13 protein-coding genes are annotated in these 24,485 nt (G+C 60.4%); 6 read left to right on the forward strand and 7 right to left on the reverse strand.

The features are described from left to right. Positions 1-437 precede the first annotated feature (437 nt). The 3 genes from H4W01_RS11945 to H4W01_RS11955 form a co-directional block, all read right to left on the reverse strand. Positions 438-1,205 (reverse strand): HNH endonuclease, encoded by a 768-nt coding sequence (locus H4W01_RS11945; protein WP_209611174.1) that lies wholly within the window; start codon positions 1,203-1,205, stop codon positions 438-440. An 11-nt stretch (positions 1,206-1,216) separates the two neighbouring features. Continuing rightward, positions 1,217-2,794 carry a chromosome segregation protein SMC gene (locus H4W01_RS11950; protein ID WP_209611176.1) on the reverse strand — a complete coding sequence of 526 codons (1,578 nt, stop codon included), beginning with the start codon at positions 2,792-2,794 and terminating at the stop codon, positions 1,217-1,219. 388 nt (positions 2,795-3,182) lie between these two features. Next, positions 3,183-8,039 carry an Eco57I restriction-modification methylase domain-containing protein gene (locus H4W01_RS11955; protein ID WP_334685249.1) on the reverse strand — a complete coding sequence of 1,619 codons (4,857 nt, stop codon included), beginning with the start codon at positions 8,037-8,039 and terminating at the stop codon, positions 3,183-3,185. 301 nt (positions 8,040-8,340) lie between these two features. On the opposite strand from H4W01_RS11955, the gene tnpA reads away from it, so the two are divergent. From tnpA to tnpC, 3 genes are read left to right on the forward strand one after another with little or no spacing between them, the layout of a single operon-like run. Then, positions 8,341-8,673 carry an IS66-like element accessory protein TnpA gene (gene tnpA, locus H4W01_RS11960; RefSeq protein WP_209611178.1) on the forward strand — a complete coding sequence of 111 codons (333 nt, stop codon included), beginning with the start codon at positions 8,341-8,343 and terminating at the stop codon, positions 8,671-8,673. After that, entirely contained in the window at positions 8,670-9,017 is a 348-nt protein-coding gene (gene tnpB / locus H4W01_RS11965) for an IS66 family insertion sequence element accessory protein TnpB (protein WP_010189271.1), read from the forward strand. Before tnpA ends, tnpB begins: the two co-directional genes overlap by 4 nt. A gap of 46 nt (positions 9,018-9,063) precedes the next feature. Continuing rightward, positions 9,064-10,668 (forward strand): IS66 family transposase, encoded by a 1,605-nt coding sequence (tnpC, locus tag H4W01_RS11970; protein WP_209611180.1) that lies wholly within the window; start codon positions 9,064-9,066, stop codon positions 10,666-10,668. Here the strand turns inward: tnpC and H4W01_RS11975 are convergent. The 4 genes from H4W01_RS11975 to H4W01_RS11990 form a co-directional block, all read right to left on the reverse strand. After that, positions 10,655-13,306 (reverse strand): helicase-related protein, encoded by a 2,652-nt coding sequence (locus tag H4W01_RS11975; protein ID WP_209611182.1) that lies wholly within the window; start codon positions 13,304-13,306, stop codon positions 10,655-10,657. The genes tnpC and H4W01_RS11975 overlap by 14 nt on opposite strands. Further along, positions 13,303-18,525, reverse strand: a complete 5,223-nt coding sequence (locus H4W01_RS11980) for a DEAD/DEAH box helicase (RefSeq protein WP_209611184.1) — start codon at positions 18,523-18,525, stop codon at positions 13,303-13,305. The genes H4W01_RS11975 and H4W01_RS11980 overlap by 4 nt, the downstream gene beginning before the upstream one ends. A 171-nt stretch (positions 18,526-18,696) precedes the next feature. Continuing rightward, positions 18,697-19,563: a nucleotidyl transferase AbiEii/AbiGii toxin family protein gene (locus H4W01_RS11985; protein WP_209611186.1), complete on the reverse strand. Its 867-nt coding sequence runs from the start codon at positions 19,561-19,563 to the stop codon at positions 18,697-18,699. Next, positions 19,556-20,161, reverse strand: coding sequence for a type IV toxin-antitoxin system AbiEi family antitoxin domain-containing protein (locus H4W01_RS11990; RefSeq protein WP_334685250.1), 606 nt, complete (start codon positions 20,159-20,161; stop codon positions 19,556-19,558). Before H4W01_RS11990 ends, H4W01_RS11985 begins: the two co-directional genes overlap by 8 nt. A gap of 187 nt (positions 20,162-20,348) precedes the next feature. Between H4W01_RS11990 and H4W01_RS11995 the strand changes: the two genes are divergently transcribed. From H4W01_RS11995 to H4W01_RS12005, 3 genes are all read left to right on the forward strand, one after another. Further along, a complete protein-coding gene (locus tag H4W01_RS11995; RefSeq protein ID WP_209611188.1) occupies positions 20,349-20,684 on the forward strand; it encodes a helix-turn-helix domain-containing protein in 336 nt (111 codons plus the stop codon). A gap of 191 nt (positions 20,685-20,875) precedes the next feature. Next, positions 20,876-22,069 carry a DUF932 domain-containing protein gene (locus H4W01_RS12000; protein ID WP_209613347.1) on the forward strand — a complete coding sequence of 398 codons (1,194 nt, stop codon included), beginning with the start codon at positions 20,876-20,878 and terminating at the stop codon, positions 22,067-22,069. Positions 22,070-22,243: 174 nt separating this feature from the next. Continuing rightward, on the forward strand, positions 22,244-24,373 hold the full coding sequence (locus H4W01_RS12005; RefSeq protein ID WP_209611190.1) for a ParB/RepB/Spo0J family partition protein: 2,130 nt from the start codon (positions 22,244-22,246) through the stop codon (positions 24,371-24,373). Positions 24,374-24,485 lie beyond the last annotated feature (112 nt).

Here is a 24,485-nt window from a genome sequence, read left to right on the forward strand (position 1 = left end):
ACCGCAACAGTGGAAACGTCGTACTCTGCATGCCTCGGCGAGCAACGACGTCAATCGCTTCCCTCGCGCACGGTTTGAGCGTGCAGCGATCCCTTCGGCTGTGGACGCAACAGCTCTGTTTCCGGCTTCGTGAGATAAATCCAGTTGGCCCACTCCACCACTCCACCGGCGGCAACACGACGATCTGCCGGTCGTGATAGGCCTCGATATCGGTGCCTGGCTCTGTCGTCAGCATGGTGAAGGCTGGAGCAGCGCCACCCTTGAAGGTGCAGCCGGATCGCGTAGGGATATCTTTCGCTCCAGGCCGAACTTTCCAAACTCGGCGAGAAGATTGAATGGCTTTTTCATTCCCGGCTTCCCACTATGCCACCCCCCAATATCGATTGTGATGACAGTATTTGAAACAAAACGAATGATAAAAACAATCAGCGGCTGGTTTAAGCCGCTGAAGCAAATAGATTTAGACGGTGCCAAGCGAGCTTTTCGTGGTGGCCAATTGCCACTTGACGAAGGACCAGACGGCTATTGATATTCATGGCCCGCCGATCGCTTTCGGTTAAATTATCTGAGATCAGTATCTCTCCGCTTTCTTCGAACGCTATCAAACCTGCGTCAAAGGCTGCATCCAAGTGGGCGGCGAGCAGCAGCCCATTGTAGACGTCCAACCGCTCCCCGTCCGTCTCGCATTGCGCCCACGGCTTTATGTGACTGGCACGAAGGAGGCGTGGCTCGGATACGCCCGTCACAGCGCAGACACCGCCCCAATATGCAAACAGTGCATCACGAAAGATATTCTGGCCGACACGTTGAATTACGAGACGTTCAATCTCGGTCGTCCGAGGTAGACTGCGAGTCTCCGCCTCGAACACGCGCAACGGCTCAATGGGGAGTGCGCGTGCCAATTGCCACATCTCGCGTACCAAGCGATGCAGTGGCATCGTGTCTGAGACACTGAAGGCTGCGAAACCTAACGGCGGAGAACGGAGTCTCGACCACCTTTCCCATCGCGTATCTAAGTCGGTGGCAACACCGGCGTGGTTGACCGCAACCACATATTCTCCGTCCGCACAGGTCAGGCGTATCGAAGCTGGGGCGCCCAGGCTATCATAGCAGACCCAATCGCCCTCATCGGCCCGTCGGAGGCCGAAGCCCTCATCTACGGCGGCCTTGTCGAGGCGGATGCGTTCGATTTGAGATAGCGACATGAACTCACCCCTCACAAATCACGACGTAAAAGGCGTTCTGTGCCGGGCGATCCCCGAAGCGTCATGCGAAGCCAAGGTTCAACAGCCAAATCCTCGGGTGGCCGCGTGGTCGTCGTTACAATGTACTGAAACTGGGGTGCCTCGCCGAATGCTTCTATCTCCGTCACCAGCCGAAACAGCCGATGGTAGATGCTTAGCCCCAAGTCGGCTTCGCGCGGGCTGTCGTGAACAAGAAACGCGGGAACACGCGTTGCGCCCTCGATGCTCAGGCACAATATGGCTAGATCGAAGGCCAATACCTTCAGTGAGTCGATTGCCGCGGTCGATCGATCTCCACCCATATTCACATTGGGCTCGAGCCCATTGCCGCTCAGCGTAACGTGCCCCTTGGCGTCGGCTCCCACTAGGCGCCGAACAATAGGATCAAATTTCTCGCTGATCCGACCAAAAACGCGAGCCTGTTTGTCGCGGAAAACGCCAAGCAGACTTCTTTCTGTCTCGAGCTTCGAAACGACCTCTCGTAACGCCTTCGTCGCGCTTTCCTGTGCGCCAAACAACTCCGCAAAACGCTCGACATCATCGGCAAGCCGCTGCGCGGCATACCAAGCTCCTTCACGGGTGTCGCGGGCCTGCTCAAGAGCTGCGACGCGGTCGCCCAATTGATCCGCGTGCTGTTTGGCCAGAGCAAGCTTCTGTAATGTTTGCGTTTGCTCAGATCTCAACCCGACAAGCTTCTCAGTCTCGTCATCGAAACTCTTCTTGCGCTGCTCCCAACGCTGCACACATGCCTCTAGATCGGGAAGCTTATGGGAAAGCCCACACCCTTCTGCCAACGTGCGGTCGATAGGCACCTCGCAAATCGGACAAATTGGACTCTCCGCCTCGCTCCTAGAGAAAGAAATTCCGGGCAACTCGCCCTGGAGCTGACTCTGAAGCTTCTCTACCAGCGGTATTGTCGCCTGGATACGAATGCGCTCCCCATCCAGGCGCGTCCATTCTGCCTGAGCTTTTTCATGTTCCTGTCGAGCGATTTCGACACCGGCTCCGGACTGACCCAGGGGCAGTTTTGCCGCCGTCGCGAGAAGGTCTTGAGCTTTCTTTCGCATTTGCTCGATGGCAAAAGACCCTGCGGTCACTTCCTCAGCGGTTAAGCCGAGAGCGACAGTCAACCGATTTTGGCTTCTCTCAATTTCCCAGCGCCGGTGGCCGATCTCCTGTTCCATTGTTCGACGTCGATCGTCGAGGCTGGCCACTTCAGAGCGTTTGGCGTGTTCCTCCGGCGTAATCGCAACAACAAAGGCGCGAAGCGCATCAAGTTTCTCCGTTTGCGTCATTCCTCGCACTGGAGAATCTGAGTCCGACACTGTGGAGCGCCAATCCAGCACATCGTCAAATCGGCACTCTTGATCTCGCGTGAGCCAAGCCAATGCAATCGGCCAGCTTCGACGATCAGAATGCTGCCCCGAGATAAGTGCCGCCAGCCCCATGGTCAGGACGTCACGCTCGACCGCGTCGAGAAAAGGTTCAAGACCGGTCGACGTCCCTTCGCCTGCAGCGATTTCGTCGAGGTTGCCACCAGCCACTGCCATGTGACGGCGGCGGGCTCCCAGCGGTCGGACAATGGCCCAGCATACCCCGTCCAGCATGATTTCTGCGCCCACAATTCCGTTCAGGAATGCGACGCCAACTCGTTCACGCTGGTTTTCGGATGCATAGCGATCCTCACCGAGACAGTACCGTAAGAGCCGGCAGAACAGTGTCTTCCCACTGCCATGCCCAATCGCGCCGGCCGGCGACTCCGAAGAGAGCGCATCGCCGCTGTCGGGGGACCAAATGATGTTGAGCCCCGGACGAAACGTAATGTCTCGAATTTTTTCTCCCCCAGGCTCATCCCATATCGCCAGACGTTTGACCCAGAGGCGAGGACCACTGTGCCCTCGCGGGGGCTGCACTGAAAGTGATGGAGGTCCAAGAAGATCAGGCTGCCGCGGCATCAACCCACCCCCTGATCTCCTCTGGCATGGCCGAGACGACGGTGTCCGTCGAGAATTGCGCGAGAACGCCCATCACCATTCCAGCGCGTCCGTCAGGCCAGCCCGCTGTATCGATAGAGTCGAGGCTCAGGCCAGGTGCCCATGTTCCGACAGTTAGGTTTTCGATCAACCGACCGTTGCCGCGATGAGCTATCACGGCCGCCCCCCAATTCCGATCTACACGCGGTACAAAAGACGTGGCGTTGCCTGTAAGAGGAACTGCTTCTGCGCCGATGAGCCGCTGCCACTCCATTGCTTCGCCGGCGGACAAGTGCGGCAGAAGCAGTCTGGGCTCGAGAGCCAATATCGCGGCAAGGCGCACTTGGCGCGGCGGTAGCGGCCCGTTCATCACTTTCAGGATCGCCGCAAGCATCGCGCCCGCGTCGCCCGAACTTCCGGGCAATGGGCGCGCCCAGGCGCCGTCGCGAAGCATCGACGGTGGGACAGATCGAGTCCGCACCTCGACAGGCGTCGTGCTAACGTCGGCAGCCACAAGCCGGTCCCAAGCGTCGAGGACCAGCCGGCCCGTTCGGTATTCGTGGTAGCGCCCCTCCTCTTTGTTCTTCAGCACGCGGAACGTCTCAGAGGGATAGGATTCCCCCTTTGCGTCCGCAGGGTCGAGGATGTAGCGCAACTCGTCGCGGTTCAAACCGTATTTCCTGGCAAAAAAAGCGTCCAATTCGGCCCGAAGGACCGCACGACGCTCTTCATCCCATGCGAAGGGTGCACCGAAGTGGCCGAGATCTTCTGCCCAAAGCCGCATTGAATGGCTGGTGTAGGTCAGTTCCAAGACGCGTGAGTTTAGAAATTCTCGGTCTGCAGGGGTGAAGGCCGAAGGTGGGGGCACAGGAAACTGCTGGAGATACCCCACAGACATATGGGTTCCACCGATCTTTTGACGAGCCACGAAGTCGAGCGTCATACTACTCAAGGCAGCGATCAATCCAGCAGCGCAACCGTTTTCCTTTGTGGTGAACATGAGCGGCGCTGTATTTCCCATAGGAAATTTAGGAAAAACGCTCGCGATAATTGTCCGCTCATTCGTTGCGTTGGTGATGTCTCGCCAGCCCATCAACCAGCGTGGCTGTTTGAGCTCGATGAGTGAAGTTGCAAGCTCCAACGGGTCAGACGGTCCTTGGGCGAGAAATACCACATCTGTTGCTGTCAGAGGGGTTTCCAATTGCGCCTTCACGCCGTTTGCCACTGTTCTCGGCTCTCGCATGAAGCGTTCTGGCGAAGCTCCTAGCGTTTGCCGCCAGTCGTAAGACCGGCCGAGGACACGTGTAAGATCTTCTTCTCGAGCATACCGCCCCTCAACGCTCAGTATGTAGCCTGTCAGCCATTCCGCTAGAATTCTAAGACAGCGCAGCGAATCGGCTTCCCGCACCGCGCGTTTTAGGGTGGAAGGAACACGAGCTATCCGAATCGTGGCTTCGCGTTCAGGAAACCAATATCGAGGAAATGCTTCAAACGCAGGATCTCGCTTTTCAAGAAGGGTGGTGTCGCGTGCACCTTCCTCGTCATCGGTCGCTCCACCAGCGAAGGTGGCCCAGCGATGGTCAAAGTGATGAATCATTTTTGATTCAAGCAGCGGCAGCATTCTCTCCGCCTTCTCAGGATGGTCGCTTGTTGAACGCGCCCAGCATATACCTTCGCGTTCCCAGCCCTGACCTTCCAGCACGCTGGCCGTTTGAAACCAATCGGCGTCTTCGGTCATATGCCACAAGCGGGTTTGGAACGTTATTCCCCACGGATTTACGTTCTCGTCGGCCCCTTCGCGCTCCTCGACTAAAACCGGTGCGTTCGCGTAGAGCTTCGCTGTTAATTCCGCGTCGGCTCGTGAACGGAAAACAGGCGCAGTCTTCGTGTTGGGGTTGATGCGCTCGATCTCTGCCGCTGAGAGCATAAAGCGTCGCTCGGCTTCATCAAATTGCTGCGTATTAGTCAGGAAAAAAGCAAAACTTGCCCGTTCGGATGCTCCGATGGCCAGTATGCAAAACTTCATCCGGCTATCGACTGCGGGGAAAAGCCGCTCTCTATTTTCGAAGTCAATTAGTTGGACCAGTCGCTTTTTCTCAATGAGATGTCCGAAGAAAGCTGCTGTCGAGCCATCGGTTGCTATCCCAGTGGGCACAATGACGCCGGAACGTCCATTGGCTCTGGCAAGATTAGCGAAAAGTTCAGCGAAAAGGCCATAGGTGTTGACATCCCCGCGCGCCGTTAAGGGATACCGCCCAGAACTGCGGGCAAATTCACCCGTTGCCTCGGCCGTCCGTTTGGCAAACTGAAAATCGGCCCAAAGCCGACCATCCGGAGTTTCCGGATCCGACTGCTTCAGCGCCGAAATCAGCTTTTCGCGCGCAGGCTTGTTCGGAGCGCTTGCAATCTCCGGCGAACGTGTAGCGAAGAATTCCTGCTCCTGGAGTTTGATCCGCTCCCAGGGCGGATTGCCGATAACAACGTCAAAGCCGCCGACCTCGAAGATGCGCGGAAATTCAATATGCCAGTGGAAGGCCCCAACCAAGTCTGATGTTTTCCGAGCTTCGTCGATCAGATGGCTCGGAACGCTGTTCCCACCCGCCGCCTTCCAGACATGTTCCGTCAGAGGCATCATCAGGTCGTTAGCACTGAAGGTCGAGAGAGGTGCTGGCTTCGGTGAAAAGAATGCTGCCGTGTATAGATAGGCCGACACATAAAGGTCGCTGGCTGACTTCAGACGTACCCATTCGTCTTGGCGACGCAAATGATCAAAGCTACGGGTTTTCTCACCGACTTGCTCAAGCGTCTCCTGAGGCATCTCTGCTAGCAGGCGATCTGCGCGCGTGAGACTTTCAGGTGGCCGTAATTCAGAAAGAAAACCGGTCGCGCCTTTTCCGTCGCGCTGCTGCTTGTTGTAGCGGGCGTATGTCTTGGCCATCTCCTTATCGTCACCGGTGAGCGGCTTGTAGGCCTCATCGGGAATGCCGCGTTCCAGCATCGAACGGTCGAAGACTCCGATCAGGCTGTCCCCGCAACGGATTTGAGCATCAAGGAAGGTCAGTGGCTTTCCAGGTTCGAGCGCCTCAATCCATAGCGCGACCTTGCAGAGCTCCACCGCCATTGGATTGCGGTCGACGCCGTAGATACAATGCGACACGACTTCGCGCAGGGCATGCTGGAACTCGGTTTGGCTCGGAGCGCCTGGGCTTCGTAGCTTGGCGATCCGTGCAGCAGCACGACGTGCGGCGCCAAGCAAGAAATGACCAGAGCCGCATGCAGGATCAATGATCGAGAGCTTCAGAATTTCGCCTACCGGATCATCGGCTCCACGCGCCTCTGCTGCGTCCAGAACTGGATCTAACGTTGAGTCTAGGAGCAACTTCACCAAGGCATCTGGCGTGTAGTAGCTGCCTGTAGTTTTGCGAGCGTTGCCTTTGGTCTCATCACCTTCGGCAAATTCAAAGGTTCGCGTATCCGCGCTGGCGAGAGGCGTTAATTCCAGAAGACTCTCGTAGACAGAGCCGAGTTCCTCGGTCTCCATGTCGCGCCAATTGACCCGGGTTAATGGTTGCCCATCGGGGCGTAGCCAAGCCAGGCGCCAGATCGCCGCTAGAAAACGGCGGTTCTCGATCTGAGCGCCATCGAGATTTGCAAGGACGCCGCGCGCGAACAATCCGCCGAGCGCAGGTAAGCCAAGCCGCACCTCGCCACGCGAAAGCGCGACAAATGTCACCTTTAGACCTTCCCAGGAATCGCCGTGGCGATCCCAGGCAACCCGCCGCATGGAGCGTTCACGGAGCCGACCGAGTGAATAACCTTCAAGATAGGCCTGCCTTGCTTCTGGAGTGGCGTCCGGCGCATGCAGCAGTTCCCGATCTTCAGCCGCGAAGAGAAAGATCAGACGATAGACAAGGCGCAGCAGCTCCTCAAAGAAGCTCTGCCGTGTGAGCGATCCATCCCGCAGCGCCTGCCTAAGCAAGTCATTCTTTGGATGCTCGATGAAGCCTTGGCCAAGCTCGCGCAGAGCCGCCTCGACCCCCTGCCGAAGTTTTTCTCGGGCGGCGACACCCTCGGTACGACCCCGATCGCGCCAGCGCTCCAACGAGCAATCCGCAATCGCCGCGTGGTCGCTTCCAAATCGGCTCTGATGGATTAACATCCAAAGAGCTGAAAAATCTGGGAATAGCCCCTCTGAGAAAATCTTCGCGAGGTTCGCTTCGATCCAAGCCGGACGCGTGAGGCTGATATTGTCGCGGAGAAGGCGGAGGCTGACCCCATCGCTCGTCAGACCCCAGCAGGCACTTTCCATAGAGTTGAGATATTCTTGAAGGAGCAGCGTAGCGGATCGCCGCCGCGATCCGTCGCCGAGCTGGACGAGACTTTCTTCCAGCCCGGAACGCCGAGCCCCATCGACAGGGGCAGGCGCTATCACGATCGGCACACGGCCATTCAGCGCGCTATGCCGAACCGGAAACTCACGTTCACCGACCAAAGTCGTCGCTTGCGGCTTGATCGCATCGAATCCGAAGCACTGGCGAAGCAATTCAAGGACAAACCGCTCCGACGCCCCGACGCTGTGACTTCGAACTGCGGCAAAGCGAGACCAAAGCGCCTCGCCAATACGATAATAACGAGCAATCTCGTCGCGAAGCTTAAGTCCCGCTGGAATTCCGTAGCCATCTTCGGACTGATCGTTCGCATCGAAAGCAGCAATGCGACCCAACATATCAGGCGTCAGCAGTGCGCCGACGACTTCTATTCCCGCGAACTCATGGCGTGCGGCACGACGGGACTGGTGAGTGCGGGTGATTTTGCGAGCCATCATCCGTCCTCAAATCCGGGGCATCAAAACATAGAGGCCGATGATGTCGACCGGCGTCACCGCCTCGACCCGGACACCCGCCCTTGAGCCCAACGCCTGCCGAACGCGACTATGGTCGGCCGCAAGCGCCATGGCGCGTTCTGATGCATACGCCTTGAGTGCAGGTTCGAGCGATGTCAGTTGGAGCTTAGCTCGCTGAAGCGTACCCCTCCGGTGTGGACCGCCTTGCCGGGAACGGGTGATCGGCTGACGTAGCACTGGTGCAAGCGACGGTGTTTGCACCGGTGTTAGCGATGGTGCGATGAGTCAGATCACGATTATTTCGGGCGCGGAGCGGCGCCGGGTTTGGACGGACGATCAGAAGCGGGCGCTGGTGGCGGCGGCCTGCGAGCCGGGAGCGAGCGTGGCGGAGATCGCGCGGCGTGCCGACCTGCGGCCGAGCCAGCTTTATCGGTGGCGACGCGATCTTGCCGAGCCGGTGTCGCCGGGCTTCGCGGCGGTGACGGTCGGCGCCGAGCCTGAGCCCGCGGCAGGATGCGCGATAGTGCTGGAGGTCGGCGGGGCGGTGCTGCGGATCGCAAGCGATGCGCCGCCCGCATTGGTGGCGGCTGTGGTGCGGTCGCTCAGGCGATGATCCCGGTCCGAAGCGACGTCCGGATCTGGCTCGCGACCGGGTGCACAGACATGCGCCGTGGGATGTTCGGTTTGGCGTTGCTGGTGCAGCAAGGGCTCAAGCGCGACCCGCATGCCGGCGATCTCTACATCTTCCGTGGACGACGCGGCGATCTGATCAAGGTGCTGTGGCATGACGGTGTGGGTATGTCGCTCTATGCCAAGCGGCTCGACCGTGGACGGTTCATATGGCCTGCGGCGACTGATGGCGTCGTAGCGATCACCGCGTCGCAGATGGCGTGTCTGCTCGAAGCGATCGACTGGCGTAATCCGCGCATGACATGGCGTCCGCAGGCCGCTGGATGATGCTAAAAAGCTAGGTTTTCCGGGGCTTTTTCGCTATCCTCAAGCCATGGCAGCGGCACCCATCAGCGATGTCACGGCGCTTCGCGCGGCACTTCTGGATGCCGAGGCCGAAGCTGCCCGCGCGAAGGCGATCAACGCCGATCTGGTGGCCCGGGTGGCTCTGCTCGAGTTGCAGAACGAGAAGATGCGTCGGGCACTTTACGGGCAGCGTTCCGAGCGCGGCCAGTTGTTGATCGGCCAGCTCGAGCTTGGTCTGGAGGAGCTGGAGGCGAGCGCCGGCGAGGATGAGGCTCTGGGCCAGCGTGCCGCGGCCGGCACCCCTGTCGAGGCGTTCACCCGGACGCGACCTTCGCGCAAGCCGTTGCCGGCGCATCTGCCGCGCGAGCGCGTCGTCGTTGCCGCGCCCACCAGTTGCGCCTGCTGCGGGTCGGACCGGCTGTCGAAGCTGGGCGAGGACGTGACCGAGACGCTGGAGGTGATCCCGCGGCAGTGGAAGGTCGTGCAGACCGTTCGTGAGCGGTTCGCCTGCCGCGTGTGCGAGGGTATCACCCAGCCACCTGCTCCGTTCCATGCGACGCCGCGCGGGCTGTTCGGACCAAGCTTTCTGGCGATGGTCATGTTCGAGAAGTTCGGGACGCATCAGCCGCTCAACCGTCAGCGCGACCGCTATGCTCGGGAGGGCGTGGAGATCAGTCTGTCGACGCTCGCCGACCAGGTCGGGGCGTGCGCGGCCGCACTCGCGCCGCTCCACCGGCTGATCGAGGCGCACGTTCTAGCCGCCGAGCGGCTCCACGGCGACGACACGACCGTGCCGGTGCTGGCGAAGACCACGGCCCATGTCGGACGCCTATGGACCTACGTGCGCGATGACCGACCGTTCGCAGGGCCTGCGCCGCCAGCTGCCCTGTTCCGCTATTCGCGGACCCGTCGCGCCGAACATCCGGTCGCACATCTCACCGGCTATGGCGGTATCCTGCAAGGCGACGCCTATGCCGGCTACAACACCCTGTTCCGCTCCGATCGGTCGCCGTCACCAGTCACCCGTGCACTCTGCTGGGCACATGCCAGGCGCAAGTTCTTCGAGCTGGGCGACGTCGCCGCGCAGCTGAAGCGGCGTAAGGGTGCATCGGTCATCTCGCCGATCGCGGCCGAAGCGGTCAGGCGGATCGACGTGATCTTCGACGCCGAACGCGCGGTCAACGGCAACACCATCGCGGAGCGGCTTGCCATGCGCCAGGAGATCGCGATCCCGCTCGTCACAGACCTGGAGCAGTGGCTGCGATCCCAGCGTGCCGCGCTCGCACGCCACAACCCGGTCGCGGGTGCGATCGACTACATGCTCAAGGACTGGGCTGCGTTCGCCCGGTTCCTCGACGACGGCCGTATCTGCCTGACCAACAACGCCGCAGAACGCGCGCTGCGTGGCGTGGCCCTCGGTAGGAAGTCGTGGCTGTTCGCAGGCTCCGACCGCGGCGGCGAGCGCGCCGCGTTCATGTATACGCTGATCGGCACCGCCAAGCTCAACGACATCGATCCGCAAGCCTGGCTCGCCGACGTCCTCGCTCGCATCGCCGATATCCAGCAGAGCCAGCTTTGCGAACTGCTACCTTGGAACTGGCGACGACCAGCAGAACTGCTCAAGGCCGCGTAAACGCGGTCCTTACCGGATGCTTACGCTGAAGCTGCGCGTCACGCACGCGATCTGGCACGTTCGCGCTTGCTGCCTCAAGAAGCGCGAATGCCTCCTCTCCAGCACTGACGCGCTTGCCCGTCAGTGCATCGAACGCGACGGAAGCGGCTTCCTCAGCCATCGCGAATTGCGGCCCCAGTCGCCCGCGAGAATCGATGCGATGCCGAATGCGAAGGAGCAACAACGTGACAACGCTTTCGACGGCTTCAGATTCCCAGGCCCCGCAACGGGGCAGAGTTGATGGGTCGTCCTGTAGGCCGCGGCTGTCTAGCGCCTTCTCAAGGAAGCTCTCCGCAAGCACACCAGGCAAAGGATGCGCGCGGTGAACAGACAGGAACCCCGATCGGGGACGAGCTTCAAAGGCAACCCTTAACGGCTTTGGTGAGGTCGACTCGTCGAGCAGCCCTTCCGTTTGGAACCGCTCTTTCAGTGCGTCGGGCGCCAAATGCAGGGGCGCAGAGAATCCACCGCGGGGCTGTGACACCAAGGGAGCTCCGAGACGCATCATTGCTCGCGACACGAAACGCTCAGCGTCCGCGAAGCCGCCCAGCGCGCGTTGAGTTGCCTCCCATTCAGACGCGACTTCTTCCGGCTTAAGGCTGTTCTGCGCAAAAATGGTGCGGGATTTTCTCTCCCTCTCCGACGCATTCGACCAAGCAAGATCGATATCTTGCGCCTCCTGAGTGTTGGTCATGTCAAAATCGAACGATAACTGGTTGCGTTCGCGCGCGCGCAACAGCACCGCAGACATCAGTGCCTTGGTGAGACTCCCGCCCTCATCCGGCATGGGAACCTGGACACCTGTCTGCTTCTCGATAGCGCGCGCCTTCCGGAGGATCACGTCGAGGACGGCTCCGTCGACAGGATTGTTTTCGCCATAGATCAAGATCGTCCTGACGGTCTCGCGCTTCTGACCAAACCGGTCAACGCGGCCCTCGCGTTGTTGGTGACGCGTGGGATTCCAGGAAAGATCGTAATGGACGACAGCGTCGAAATGCCCTTGGAGATTGATGCCCTCCGAGAGGCAGTCGGTGGCGACAAGTAGGCGCTTCTCGAACTCGCCAAGAGCTCCGACACGGTCTTCACGCTCTTCAGGCGGGAGGGAACCCGTCACGACCTCGACCGTGTGATCCTTGAAGGCGGTTGCCAAAGCCATCCCGACCGCTTCTGCAGTCGCGATAAAGCGGCAAAATACGACCGGCGAAAATCCATCTTTCACGAGGCTCTGGATCGCCGATTTTAAGATCAAGAACTTCGGGTCTCGCAGCGGGTTCGCCGCCAGCGTGTCCGCCTGAGAAATAAGATCGACAAGGCGATTGTCCCCGATGGCCGCACCGGGTTCCAAATCATCTTCGCTTACGTCCTCGTCGTCGATGGCCCGCGCCGTTATCAAATCGGCTTCTGCCTCGTCGGCATCAAGAACAGCACGCGTTCGAAGCGCTCGGGCCGCTGCCGATGGGCTTGATCCCACGCAACGCATCAACGCAAGCGTTCCCCAGAAAGCGAGCCGCTGGCGCAGTTCGCCTTCTTCGGCCGCTACCGCTTCAGCGCAATAGTCGAGGATGGCGCCATAGAAGCGCTCGTAGTCGCCAGACAGACGGTACTTGAGCTCCGTAACCTCGCGCTGCGGGAAAAGGCCTGGCTCGCGCCACGCGTCGATGTCTCGACGCCGCCGCTGGATGAAGTATCCCGCCAGGCGCTCACGGAGCGTTCGGGCCTCGTCACCCGTCACATCGCGCAATCGCGCGAAATCGGCGTCGAGCAGTCCGAGAAGGTTATGAAATGCGTCTTCGTCGCCAGAATGAGGTGTGGCGGTCAGCAGCAAGAGGTGCCGGGAATTGTCGGCGGCCAGCTTCTGGAGGAGTTCAAATCGCTGGTGGTGAGCTTTAGTCCCGGTCACCGCGGCATGCGCTTCATCGACGACGACCATTTCGGGACAGGCCCGCAGAAAGTCATTGAAGCGGCGCTGGCTCTTGATGAAATCCAAGCTGACTACCGTAAACGGGTAAGCTTCAAAGACGCTGATCGTGTTAGGCAAGTCACGTTCGAGACGAGCCGCCGACGACGCGGTCACTGCCGTCACCGTAATGGCGAACTTCGTCTCAAGCTCTGTAGCCCACTGATCGACAAGGTGTGGAGGGCAGAGAATTGAGAAGCGGTCGATCTCGCCCCGATCAATATATTCGCGAAGGATAAGGCCAGCCTCGATGGTCTTGCCGACACCAACATCATCGGCGATCAAGAGGCGCGCCGTCTCCTGTCGCAGCGCCATCATCAACGGCGCTAGCTGATAGGCCCGCGGTTCGAAGTTTATCCGGCCAGCGCCGCGAAACGGCCCTGCCCCACGACGCAGCGAAAGTCTGAGAGCGTCCCGCATGAGCTGCGCTGCTTCGCGTCCGCCCACATGCCCAATTTCGGGGGCGTCGAAAGATGCGTACCGGATCGGCTCCGCCTCGAGCTCCGGGATTACCGTTTCAGCCTCATGTTCCGATCCCGTCAAGGGACGGATCCGCAACGAGTCACCGCTGCTCAGGACGATCCATTCTCTGCCCCGCGCATGGACCAGTTCCCCTGGCGCAAAATTCGTCGCGGTACTCATGACGACTTGGCTCCGAGTGCAATGGCAAGCTTGGAAATCGATTCCTGGCGAGCGGCGATGTCGGCCGGCAAAAGGAAAAGTTCGATCCCTTTTTCGGCAAGATTGTCGCTTAGCGTGGCCGGAGCGCTCCCCTGCTCGGCAGCGGCAACCCTCGCCACACGCCAGATCATTGTGAGCTGGTAACCGCCAATCTCAATGGGTTCTGCGTCAGGCGGAGGGCAACCTTCCAGAGGCGTTTGCAACTGTGAGGTGGGGGCGGAATAGCGCATCTCAGCGAAAGAAAGCCGGATGAGCATCTGCAGCACGGGTTCACGCCGACGATCGATCAATTCATGATCGGGCTGATTGAAGTAGGACAACAAACAGCGATAGCAGCCCGCTACGCAGTGAGAGTCCTCAACATTCTCGAGTGCCTTCGGTCCATTGTCCGCGGCCGCTGAGAGGCTCCCGGAAGCATAGTGCATTATCTCGAGCGCCTTCTTCGCGACGGCGCGAAAGGCACTGCCATCCTCAACCAACCTGGACAAGACCCCGGCGCCGCCCTCTGCAGCCTCGTAAAATAACAGCGCTCGGCGATCCTTTCTTGATGGGGTCGGCTCCCCCTGGATTTCGCCTTCTTCCAGCTGGTAGATGGCCTCGATACCACGGGCAAAAGCATGCTGAATCGTAGCAATTATTGCCTCCGCTTGGTCGCTAGCATCGGCTAACCAAGGAGCAGGAAACCGAATGAGCAACGCGTTCTTCCGGTCCTCAACAACCGGGGTGATGGGTTGCCGACTATTGATTGGCGATCCTTCTTCCGCGTCCTTCGCTCGGTTGTCACTTGCCCAATAGCCGCTCTTCGGATCGATCAAAAAGCCGATCTTACTGATGTCCTTGCGGCGGCGGAGTCCCCGGTTGATACGACGGACCTGTGCGGCAGGTGCAAATTCCGCCGAGAATATATGCCCCTCTGAATCTTCAAACACTCGGGATCTGACGTCGCTCGCGTCTCGAAACGAGAAGGTGGTCTGAAGTTCATAGCCTTGGCGACGACGCTCCTCGTCGTTGGCAGTTATCCGCTCTACCTGGCGCGTACCGACATTCTCGATTCGATGAAGCTGCTTCGTTATGTTCGATGTACTTAGACCGCTGTTACATACGTGGCAGCGTTCTGGCGGTTCTCCGTCATGGGCGGCACCGCAAGCCGCGCAAATTGCCGTGCTGAATGTCGGGAGCAACCCATCTTGCCCGCCACCAACCTCCTTCAACAGGGCGCGATCGACCCGATAGGCACGACCCTCGTGATAGACAAGGCTGCCTGGTCCGAACTCAGCAATCGCCAGAAAGCGCGCACGCTGAATATACCGCTGACCTTTTCCGCCCTGATCACCTGGCACGAATGCCATAATGGGGAGGCGCGGGAAATTATAGCCAGGCAAGAAGCCTTCCGTTGCCAGATATCGGTAGACGTAGAAATCGGAGCCTTGGCCCTCCGCTCCTCGTAGCAAAAGCTTGATCTGGGTATTTCCAGCCGCTTGTCGTGTCTCTGCGGCACGGCGTTCCTGCGGTGAGATCGAATAATCCTTTAAAGTCCGCGCCGCGTCCTCTACCTGCCGTTCGGCCGCAGCCAACAAATCCCTCCACCGGTTAAAGGTATCTGCAAGGCGTTGAGGCGCGGCAGCAACGACGCTATTTGTATTGGCATCAACACCAACAAACCAATCCGGCGGCGTGGAACCATAATCATCAGCGACAGCTGAGAGAACAGCCGCCACGCGCTTTGCACCGGCACTCCTTGCCTCGTCAGCCGACACTCGGTTCCAATGATGCGGCAACAGAGGCTTGCCGGAAACCGTCATGTCGAGATTATCGGCGATCGAAGCCGACAATGCCGCTCCGCTGGCGGCCAGCCACTCTGCGTGGAGATGGCTTTCGACAAGTTCGGGATTTTTCAGATCGATAGATGGCGGGAGCACCACGCCATCGACCATCGCGCTTGGGCGCTGGAAGAAATATTGGTCATGCGGACTTTGTGCCGCGCAATACGTGACAATCAAGGCTGCCTGACCGCTGCGGCCCGCACGCCCACCGCGCTGAGCGTAGTTCGCTGGCGTCGGGGGTACATTCCGCATGTAAACGACGTTCATTGAGGAGATATCGACACCGAGCTCCATGGTCGGCGAGCAAAACAGGGTTGGCAGGAAACGGCTATCCTCTCGAAGCTCCTTCAGTCGTTCGGCTTGGTCGATCAGAAGTTTCCGGTCGTCTACGCCATAACGAAAGCGAGCCTCGCGGATCTCTCGTAGATCGCCCTCAACCTGAGCCGTATGCTCTCGGCCTTCGAAGCCAAAGATTGCCTCGCCGCCGTCGGCCAGAAGCGTTGCGATATGTCCGTACAGACCGCGGAAAAATGGATTGTCTCGATCCGGAGTTTGATTTGCAGATAGCGCAAAGGCGATCGATGACGGCACAAGACGCCAACCATCTCCGCCAACAGGAGAGACGACCTGTGTCGCCAGCCCGTAACGACCTGCCGCTTTCAACAATCCTTCCACGATTTCCGTGATCTGCTTGCCGGTTGGCCGTCTGCCACCGAAGGTCATCGACCGAAATTGCCGGCCGACCGTACTGGTCGGGCTGCCTCGAAGAATCAACTCTTCGTCCTTTGGGGACATCTCACGTCGGGTGGGCGGCTTCGGCATGAACACCGGGGCGGCCAGGAAGCGCTCCTCGTCCAATATCCATGGGGCTTTGATTACGCTACGCATTCGACCGGCGAGACTTTCGATCTTCAGTCGGTCCAGCGCGTCACATTCGACCGCCAAACCCTTGCGCATCACGTCCAGCAGCACCCGAAGCGCCGCCTGACGCTCGAGAGCTGAAGCCGCTCGCAACAACGGGTAGTTTTCAAATTCCTTGTCGTCATGTGCGAGGTCATCAAGGGAAATGTAGCGCGCCTCGATCAACCCAAGCTGCTCGAGGTTGGGATTCGTGTAACGCCACCCCCGCCGTTGATCGATCCAGAATCGATGCGTAAGCGACTCACGGATCACCTTTTCGGCGGCCAGCAGATTGGCCCCCTTAAGATCTGGCTCCACCAACCACTCGGTTCGCCGAGAGACATTGGATGCCACGAAGCCCAACATGCGCTGGATCGCCTTCCCGACCTCGTCCTCTTGCAACCCTTCGTCACCGGCTTCCGAAACCGCGGCCAGGACGGCGCCTCGAAGCAGCGTGACGAACAGAAAGTCGTTGAAATGCCCGGCCTGAAGGGCAGCATCCTGTCGGTTGTCAGTGAAGGCCAAGAGCTTGCGGGTCGTCGCCGAGATGGAGTTTTCCGTATCGCTCATCCAACGCAGGATGGCCGCAATAATAATCGTTGTCGCCGAACTGCGCCCCTCAGCGCTCAAAGCGGCGAGCCGGTTGATGTCGCGGGTTGAATCGCTGTGGTGCTCACCGCATGCCGGGCAAAATTTGAACTTACCCGGCATGAACCAGGCTCGTTGGCCACCAATGCCGCAGGTGCCGTCCGGAAGCACCGATACAAGCTCAGCCCTCGTCTTGCGGTATGTCGCTTTTAACCGCAATTCCCCCGATTTTGTTTCTTCAAGCCAAGCCTCGGGATAGTCCTCGTCCCGCCCCTGGAACGTGAACTCACCATCGACGGGCTCGGGCATGAGGAAGCCCCAACGCTCAATGATGCCCTCAGGCTCTTCGTCGTCGTTGAGGGGGACATCATCGATCTCACGCTTCTCAAATGACTTTACGCCATTGTCGTCGACCAGCGTGACGGGGTGGTTTTCCTGCCCACACCGTCGGCAGAAATGAGCACTATATAGCCTTTTTTCCGGATTTTCCGGATCGAAGATTTGTCCATCAAATGTGACGGTGCGCGAACCCGAGGGATCGAGGGTTGTGTACAGACGACCTGCGCCCGAAATAAATTGATGTAGCTTAAACGCGAAAAGGGGCTCGTCACCGCCGCCGCTATAGCCTCGGAGTTTTTCCGGTAAGCTAAACGCCAGTAGCGCGTTTTTTAATGCCAGCTCGCACGTCTCGACTGCTTCGCTGGATTCACCAGATAGTAGGACCGCCGCTGTCTTTAGCGACAGCGAGCGCGCCCGCCGCGGCTTCTGATCTACATCGCGAAGGCCGAGCCTGGTCTCTACCCAGATGGCGAGATCATCGCGAGCGATCTCACCATTTGATTTACCTTCATAAGGCGTAGCTGAAGCCGCACTGACTACAGCGTCGCTCAGTCGAGATAGTCCTCTGTCAGCGGATCGATCCGGATCCGTCGCGCGGCGCAAGGTCTCTGTAACGATCGCATCTCGGCCGATGTTCGTCCCAAATAAGCGGGACGCGACATCAGCAACAACCTGATTGCGATCTTCTTCGCCGCCTTCGCTCGCCATTGTTGCCGAGGTGCCAATGCAAATCGGCGGATGTTGGGGATCGCCCACACGCGCCCGCAGACGGCGCATCAGCATCGCAACATCTGCCCCTTGGCGCCCTCGGTACGTATGTAGTTCATCAAGAACAATGAACCGAAGGCCGCTACAATTTTCCACGACACGTCGGTCAAGATCTGACTGCCGCGTCATCAGAAGCTCAAGCATCATAAAATTGGTGAGCAAAATATCCGGCGGATTGTTCTTTATCCGCTCGCGTTCTTCGGAATTCTCTTGGCCGGTGTATCGAGCGAAGGTCACGGGCACTGGATGGTTCTGATCTGCGAGAAATTTCTTCAGTTCCTCAAGCTGGCTATTGGCCAAGGCGTTCATCGGATAGATAACTACCGCTCGGGTCCGAGCAGCCTCGCCAGCCCGCTTCGCTTTAACAACGGCATCAACAATCGGAATAAAGAAGCAAAGAGACTTACCCGAACCGGTGCCGGTCGTGACGACGAAGCTCTTTCCGTCCAGAGCAAGGCCGATTGCCTGCTCCTGGTGGCGGCGCAACTTCAGAGTCTTGTCGGAGGCGTCGGCAGCGGCGCGTGAGTCCCGGAATATCTCAGCGCAATCATCGATCAGTCCTTTTGGGCCAACAAGGCTTAGGACCGAGCCGCCACCTTCATAGTGCGGATTCAGCTGAAGCATGGGTTCAGGCCAGAAACGGCGCCCGGCGTATAGATCGGTCACCTTCTCCAAAATTTCCGACGAACGTATCCGCGTAAAGGAACGGGCAAATCCAGTATATTGCGCCAATAGGCTGTTATTCAGCGAAAATACGTCCACGGGCTTATTGCCTCCCCCAAATCTTAGGCCTGTATTCACAGAGCATTTTTTTATTATTTAAACTGCGGCGCGCTTGGCAGCCAGCTCTGCTCATCATTTGATTGTGAAAATATCTTTCCACAGCGACTGGCTCGTCCGCCCTCCACAGCTCAACCGTTGAAAAGATGCCACTCATTGGTGTGGCCTCGCTGCGGTGGCATGGGGCATCACGAATACGGCTATGTCTCGTATGACGTTAGCGAGATCGCCCGGATCGTGGGCAACGTCTTTAACGAAGGCGCGCCATTGCCGCTGCTTCTGCTCGTCGGCAGCGAAAGCCGGTGTCAACGCATCGGGCAGATCTTCAGGAATCTGCGTCTCGCGGCGCGCGAAGGTGGCAGCGATCGCCCGCGCCAGCCTGTCGTCTCCGAAGGTGAATGAGCGGCTAAGAATCCAGATGTCGTAGAAGTCTTTCATGCGGCTATTCGCGCGTCCTAGCGCCACCATCGCCTGGAATTTCTCGGCAATGACGGTTTCCCGGGCGTAGCCACGCAGCCGGGGCATGGGAAAGTCCAGCATGGAAGGATAGTCGAGCTCTTCGGCGCCAGGCTCCACCGCATCGCCAAAGCCGATGTCGATCGTCAGACTGATCCGGGCGCCGCCGATCGACGCTGTTGTCCGCAGTCGCAGGCCACCATACTCCAGTTCCTCGCGGATTCGATCGACACGAAGCGCATCGACGTCGAACTCCACACCGTCGGCAGCACCCTGCGCCAAGATCTCCCGAAACGTCGCCAGCATCGGCTCCGCGGTCGGATCGCCGAAGCCCAGCAGATCAAGGTCGCGCGTGCCGCGATGTGGGTCATCGAACCAACTCATCATCAGCATCGCGCCCTTCAGCACGAAGCGGTCGGCGTGGGGTGACTGGCTGAGCCGGAACAGCAGCCGCTCCAGGGCGAAGCGGGTCAGGACAAGATCGAAGGTCTGGCCGCTCGCCTTGGAGACCTGCAGCAGGCGGGCGCGAACCGAGGCGCCGATATTCTTGATCTCCTTAGCCATTGGCGGTCAGCGCCTCGAGATACGGCCGAATGACCGTGGCGACCGTTCCTCGCTCAGCCTGCCTGGCAATCTCGCCCGGCGTCGTCTTGCGCTGGCGCAGCGCTTCCTGAAGGCCTTCGATCGCCACGGACAGGCCAATCTTGTTCCGATATCGGAAGCAATCGGCGATCGTCCTTGCAACGCCGAAGATCTTCACAGCCACCCCCTCAACAGCGTGGGTTTCAACACCCTCTGTTAGGAGGCGATCCGTGAAACGTACCAGCCGAATGGGCGTGCCTTCGGCTTTCGGGGACCAGTCCTTCTGACCCACGGCGAGCCAAACCTGCCTTGGGAGTTGATCGGTCAGACCATGAAAAGCCAGGGCCGAAACGAGGCAAACCACGCCTTTGGGAACCCGTTTGGCGGCCTCTGCGAGACTGTGGTGGACGTCGAGGGGCGCATTGGAAAGTTGATAAAGTCCTCGCGCGAGCCGAAGCACCTCGCCGTCGCGTTCCATCCGGCTCATAGTGGCGGCTGTTACGCCCGCCTCGCGCAGCTCCGCCAGGCGCGAAATTCCGCGCGCGGTCAGCACGGTATGGGCAATCTGGCGTTGGGACATGGATGTTGGCACGATACGGAAACTCGGAACATAGGAGCTATTATCCGAGGATTTGTATCATTCTTCGTATGGCGAGGAAAGGTGTCAGATCAAAGAGGCTATCGCTCTAGTTCGCGGCAGGAAGCGATGACACGTTATGTCAGCTTCGTGCTACATTAAAGATGATAACGTCGCACGAAGATATCAGATGCCTACACCACACTACCCGTCTATCGGGGTCAGACGGGCTTTGCGCAAGCTCGGGGCCGACCTACGGGATGCCCGCCGGCGACGTCACTTGCCGATGGCGGTCGTGGCGGAGCGCGCATTCACATCCCGATCCACACTCCAACGTGTCGAAGCTGGCGATACTGGCGTGAGTATCGGCATCTATGCCGCAGTCATGCATGCTCTTGGCTTTCTTGCCCATCTGCAGGAAATCGCTGACATCAGCCGTGATCCTGTGGGGCAAGTTTTGGCCAGCGGCGATCTGCCGAAACGCGTTCGGATCAAACGGACACCTGGACCAAAGAGCAACGACTGATCTTCGGATCGCCTTCTACGTCCGCACCGGGAGGGGAAAGCCTTCCCCTGCGTCCGAGCCCTGCGGTCTCGACCGACCCCTTCTGCGGGGAGACCCCGCAACGCCCCCGGAGAGTGAGAGTGCGGACCGGTTTCCGTGACGGGTGAGTAGGTGGGAGAGAGGCTCCCGCGCCCGTCGTGGAGATTGGTCCCATGAACATGCAAGTTCTCGATGCGCGCCGTGACACGAGCGGCGGTTACAAAGTGGATGTCGGCCGCGGCGAGCGGGTCGGCCGCGTCTCGTCCGAGTGGTTCTCGCGTCCGGCCGACGAACGCTACCTCTCGCTCTCCGAACTGGCGCGATCGGTGCGTGACCGCGCCGACCGCAGCCGGACCCGCGTGGTGGAAAGCGCGCTGATCCATGTTGAGGCGAACCGCAGCGACCCGGAGCGCTTGGCGCTGATCCTGCCGGGCACCGACACGGCCATCACGCCGACGCACTGGTCCTTCGGACAGCTCGCCAGCATGGTCGGCGCGCCGGCCGCCTATCTGCGCCAGCTCCCCGCTACACTCGCCGCCATCAACCTGCAATACGGCCTGACCTCCAACCGGGCCGAGCAGATCAAGACGCTGGAAACCGACGACGGCCGCATGGAACTGCGCGCCGTCACCGGCCCAGATTATGGGAGAATATTCGACGCAGAACTCGTGGAAGCCGTGAAACGCATTGCCGGCAACGGCACGGGCGACACCCGCTGGAAGGTTCCCGGCGTGCTCGACTGGTCGACCGGCATCTACAATCCCCGCGTCGATATCACCAAGGACACGACAACGCTCTATGCGTCCGATCGCGACGTCTTCCTGTTTCTGGTCGACGACCTGAATCCGATTGAGGCCGGCCGCCTGCCGGATGGCTCGCCCGACCTCTATTTCCGGGGCTTCTATTGCTGGAATTCCGAGGTCGGCGCCAAGACACTCGGCATGGCGAGCTTCTATCTCCGCGCGGTTTGCCAGAACCGGAATCTGTGGGGCGTGGAGGATTTCGAGGAGATCACCATCCGCCATTCCAAATATGCCGCCAACCGCTTCGCTCATGAGGCGGCGCCGGCGCTGGCGAATTTCGCCAATTCCTCGCCGCTGCCTTTCGTCAACGGCATCAAGGCGGCCCGCGAACGGATCGTGGGGCGCAGCGCCGAGGATCGCACCGACTTCCTGCGCCGGCACGGCTTCTCCAAGGCCGAGACCGGCAAGATCATCGACACGGTGCTGGCCGAGGAAGGACGTCCGCCCGAAAGTATCTTCGATTTCGTGCAGGGCATCACCGCCGTCGCGCGCGACAAGCCCCATCAGGACGCCCGCCTCGACATGGAGGCCAAGGCGAAGAAGCTGCTCGATCGAGCGGTCTGATTTCCGTGAAGCCGGGATGCGGTTTTCCGTGTCTCCGGCTTTGTGCTTCCGTGTCTTTCCGGTTTGCCGGTCCGTGGCGCTGCCCCCTTTAGAGGAAGAGGGCGGCGCTTCGCTTCGTGACGGGTTGGAGGTTGAGAGAGAGTCTCTCGGCCGCCCGTCATGGAGTATCCCGACATGGCAACCGCCGTTCAGAAGATCGCGTCCCTTGGCGAGCGTCGCGACATCCCCTTCAACAAGCTCATCCTGAGCCAGGCCAACGTCCGCAAGACCAAGGCGGGCGTCTCGATCCCGGAACTGGCCGAGGATATCGGCCACCGCGGCCTTCTTCAGAACCTCAACGTCCGCCCTGTGCTGGACGGCGACGGCGTGGAAACCGGCATCTTCGAGGTCCCGGCCGGAGGTCGCCGGTTCCGGGCGCTCGAACTGCTGGTCAAGGCCAAGCGTCTCGCCAAGACCGCACCAGTCCCCTGCAACGTCCGCGACGCGGCCTCCGCGATCCCGGCTGAAGAAGACAGCCTGGCCGAGAACGTCCACCGCGAGGCGCTTCATCCGCTCGACCAGTTCAAGGCCTTCCAGGCGTTGATCGGGCGCGGCATCGGCGAGGAGGATATCGCCGCCCGCTTCTACGTCACCCCGGCCGTGGTCCGTCAGCGCCTGCGGCTCGCCTCGGTCGCCCCGGCGCTGCTCGAGGTCTATGCCGAGGACGGCATCGCGCTTGACCAGCTCATGGCCTTCACGGTGTCGCACGACCATGCGCGGCAGATGGAGGTGTGGGAAACCATCCAGCGATCCTACAGCCGCCAGCCCTATGAGATCCGCCGCATGCTGACGGAGGGCGCTGTCCGCGCTTCCGATCGCCGGGCGCAGTTCGTCGGGGTCCAAGCCTATGAGGCGGCCGGCGGCGCAACGCTGCGCGACCTGTTCCAGGCCGACGACGGCGGGTGGCTGCAGGATCCGGCGTTGCTCGACGCCCTCGCCACCGCGAAGCTCGGCGCAGCGGCCGAGGAGATCGCGGCCGAGGGCTGGCTCTGGATCGATGCCGCGCTGGACTTCCCCTACGGCCACACCTCGGGCCTGCGTCGGATCGCGGGCGAACGCTCCGAACTTTCCGCCGACGAGCAGGCCGCATACGAGGCCCTGACCGAGGAGCTGGATCGGCTCTATGCCGAGCATGACGATGGCGAGGACCTTCCGGAGGCGGTCGATCTGCGGCTCGAGGAAATCGAAACCGCGATCGCCGGCTTCCAGAACCGGCCGACCCTTTACGATCCGGCCGAGATCGCGCGCGCCGGCGCCTTCGTCAGCATCGACAGCTCGGGCCGACTGACCATCGAGCGCGGCTATGTCTGTCCTGAGGACGAGGCGCCCATCGAGCGTGAGACCAACGCCGACGGCGAAACTGAAGGCGACGCGCCGAACGCGCAGCCGATGCGGGCGGTCATCACCATCGGCGGCAAATCCGAACCGGAGGATGAGGAGGAGGATGTCATCAAGCCGCTGCCCGAACGCCTGGTCAGCGAGCTGACGGCCCACCGGACTCTCGCTCTGCGGGATGCGCTGGCGGGCAACCCGCGCGTCGCCATCACCGCGCTGCTGCACAAGCTGGTGCTCGACACTTTCCACCGCACCTCGTCTTCCGGCGGGTGCCTGGAGGTGTCGGTCCGCCACGTCTTCTTCTCCGCCCAGGCCGCCGACCTGAAGGACAGCACGTCCGCCAAGTCGATGGCGGAACGGCAGGAAGGCTGGGAGGCCGACATCCCGCAGGACGAGGATGCCCTGTGGGACTGGTTGGTCGATCTCGACGACGCCAGTCGGAGCGCCCTGCTAGCGCATTGCGTCTCCTACGGCGTCAATGCGCTCTCCGAGAAGGTCGACCGTTATGGCGGCTCCGGCATCTCCCAGCACGGTCTTGAACGTCGGCTGAAGCAGGCCGATCGGATCGCCCGCGCCGTCGGCCTCGACATGGCGGAAGCGGGATGGCGCCCGACCGTCGACAACTATCTCAGCCGGGTTACCAAGCCCCGCATCCTCGAGGCGGTACGGGAAGCCAAGGGCGAAGCGTCGGCGCAGCTCATCGACCACCTGAAGAAGGGTGACATGGCCAAGGAAGCCGAGCGTCTGCTGGCCGACACCGGCTGGCTTCCCGAGCCGCTTCGACTTGCTGACCTCGCAGGCGATCCTGCACCGGACGCCGTCGCCGGGACGGACGACGGCAACGAGTTGCCGGACTTCCTCAGCGCCGACGACGAAGCGCCCCCTGCAGACGGCGAGGACGACGAACGTCACCTCATTGCCGCCGAATGATGGGCTTGCGGGGCGGTTTCGGCCGCCCCGCACCTTCCTTTATGCCCGCGCCAGAGTGAGAGAACGGCCGGGACGGGTTCGAGCCGGTTCGGTCGAGAGAGAGCGCCGCCGG

The sequence above is a fragment of the Sphingomonas sp. PL20 genome (assembly GCF_017875905.1).
GTDB classification, from domain to species: Bacteria; Pseudomonadota; Alphaproteobacteria; order Sphingomonadales; family Sphingomonadaceae; genus Sphingomonas; species Sphingomonas echinoides.

Coding starts and splice junctions, on each gene's coding strand:
- H4W01_RS11945 (WP_209611174.1), bottom strand. CDS start 1,205: ATGTCGCTATCTCAAATCGAACGCATCCGCCTCGACAAGGCCGCCGTA.
- H4W01_RS11950 (WP_209611176.1), bottom strand. CDS start 2,794: ATGGCAGTGGCTGGTGGCAACCTCGACGAAATCGCTGCAGGCGAAGGG.
- H4W01_RS11955 (WP_334685249.1), bottom strand. CDS start 8,039: ATGGCTCGCAAAATCACCCGCACTCACCAGTCCCGTCGTGCCGCACGC.
- tnpA (WP_209611178.1), top strand. CDS start 8,341: ATGAGTCAGATCACGATTATTTCGGGCGCGGAGCGGCGCCGGGTTTGG.
- tnpB (WP_010189271.1), top strand. CDS start 8,670: ATGATCCCGGTCCGAAGCGACGTCCGGATCTGGCTCGCGACCGGGTGC.
- tnpC (WP_209611180.1), top strand. CDS start 9,064: ATGGCAGCGGCACCCATCAGCGATGTCACGGCGCTTCGCGCGGCACTT.
- H4W01_RS11975 (WP_209611182.1), bottom strand. CDS start 13,306: ATGAGTACCGCGACGAATTTTGCGCCAGGGGAACTGGTCCATGCGCGG.
- H4W01_RS11985 (WP_209611186.1), bottom strand. CDS start 19,563: ATGGCTAAGGAGATCAAGAATATCGGCGCCTCGGTTCGCGCCCGCCTG.
- H4W01_RS11990 (WP_334685250.1), bottom strand. CDS start 20,161: ATGTCCCAACGCCAGATTGCCCATACCGTGCTGACCGCGCGCGGAATT.
- H4W01_RS11995 (WP_209611188.1), top strand. CDS start 20,349: ATGCCTACACCACACTACCCGTCTATCGGGGTCAGACGGGCTTTGCGC.
- H4W01_RS12000 (WP_209613347.1), top strand. CDS start 20,876: ATGAACATGCAAGTTCTCGATGCGCGCCGTGACACGAGCGGCGGTTAC.
- H4W01_RS12005 (WP_209611190.1), top strand. CDS start 22,244: ATGGCAACCGCCGTTCAGAAGATCGCGTCCCTTGGCGAGCGTCGCGAC.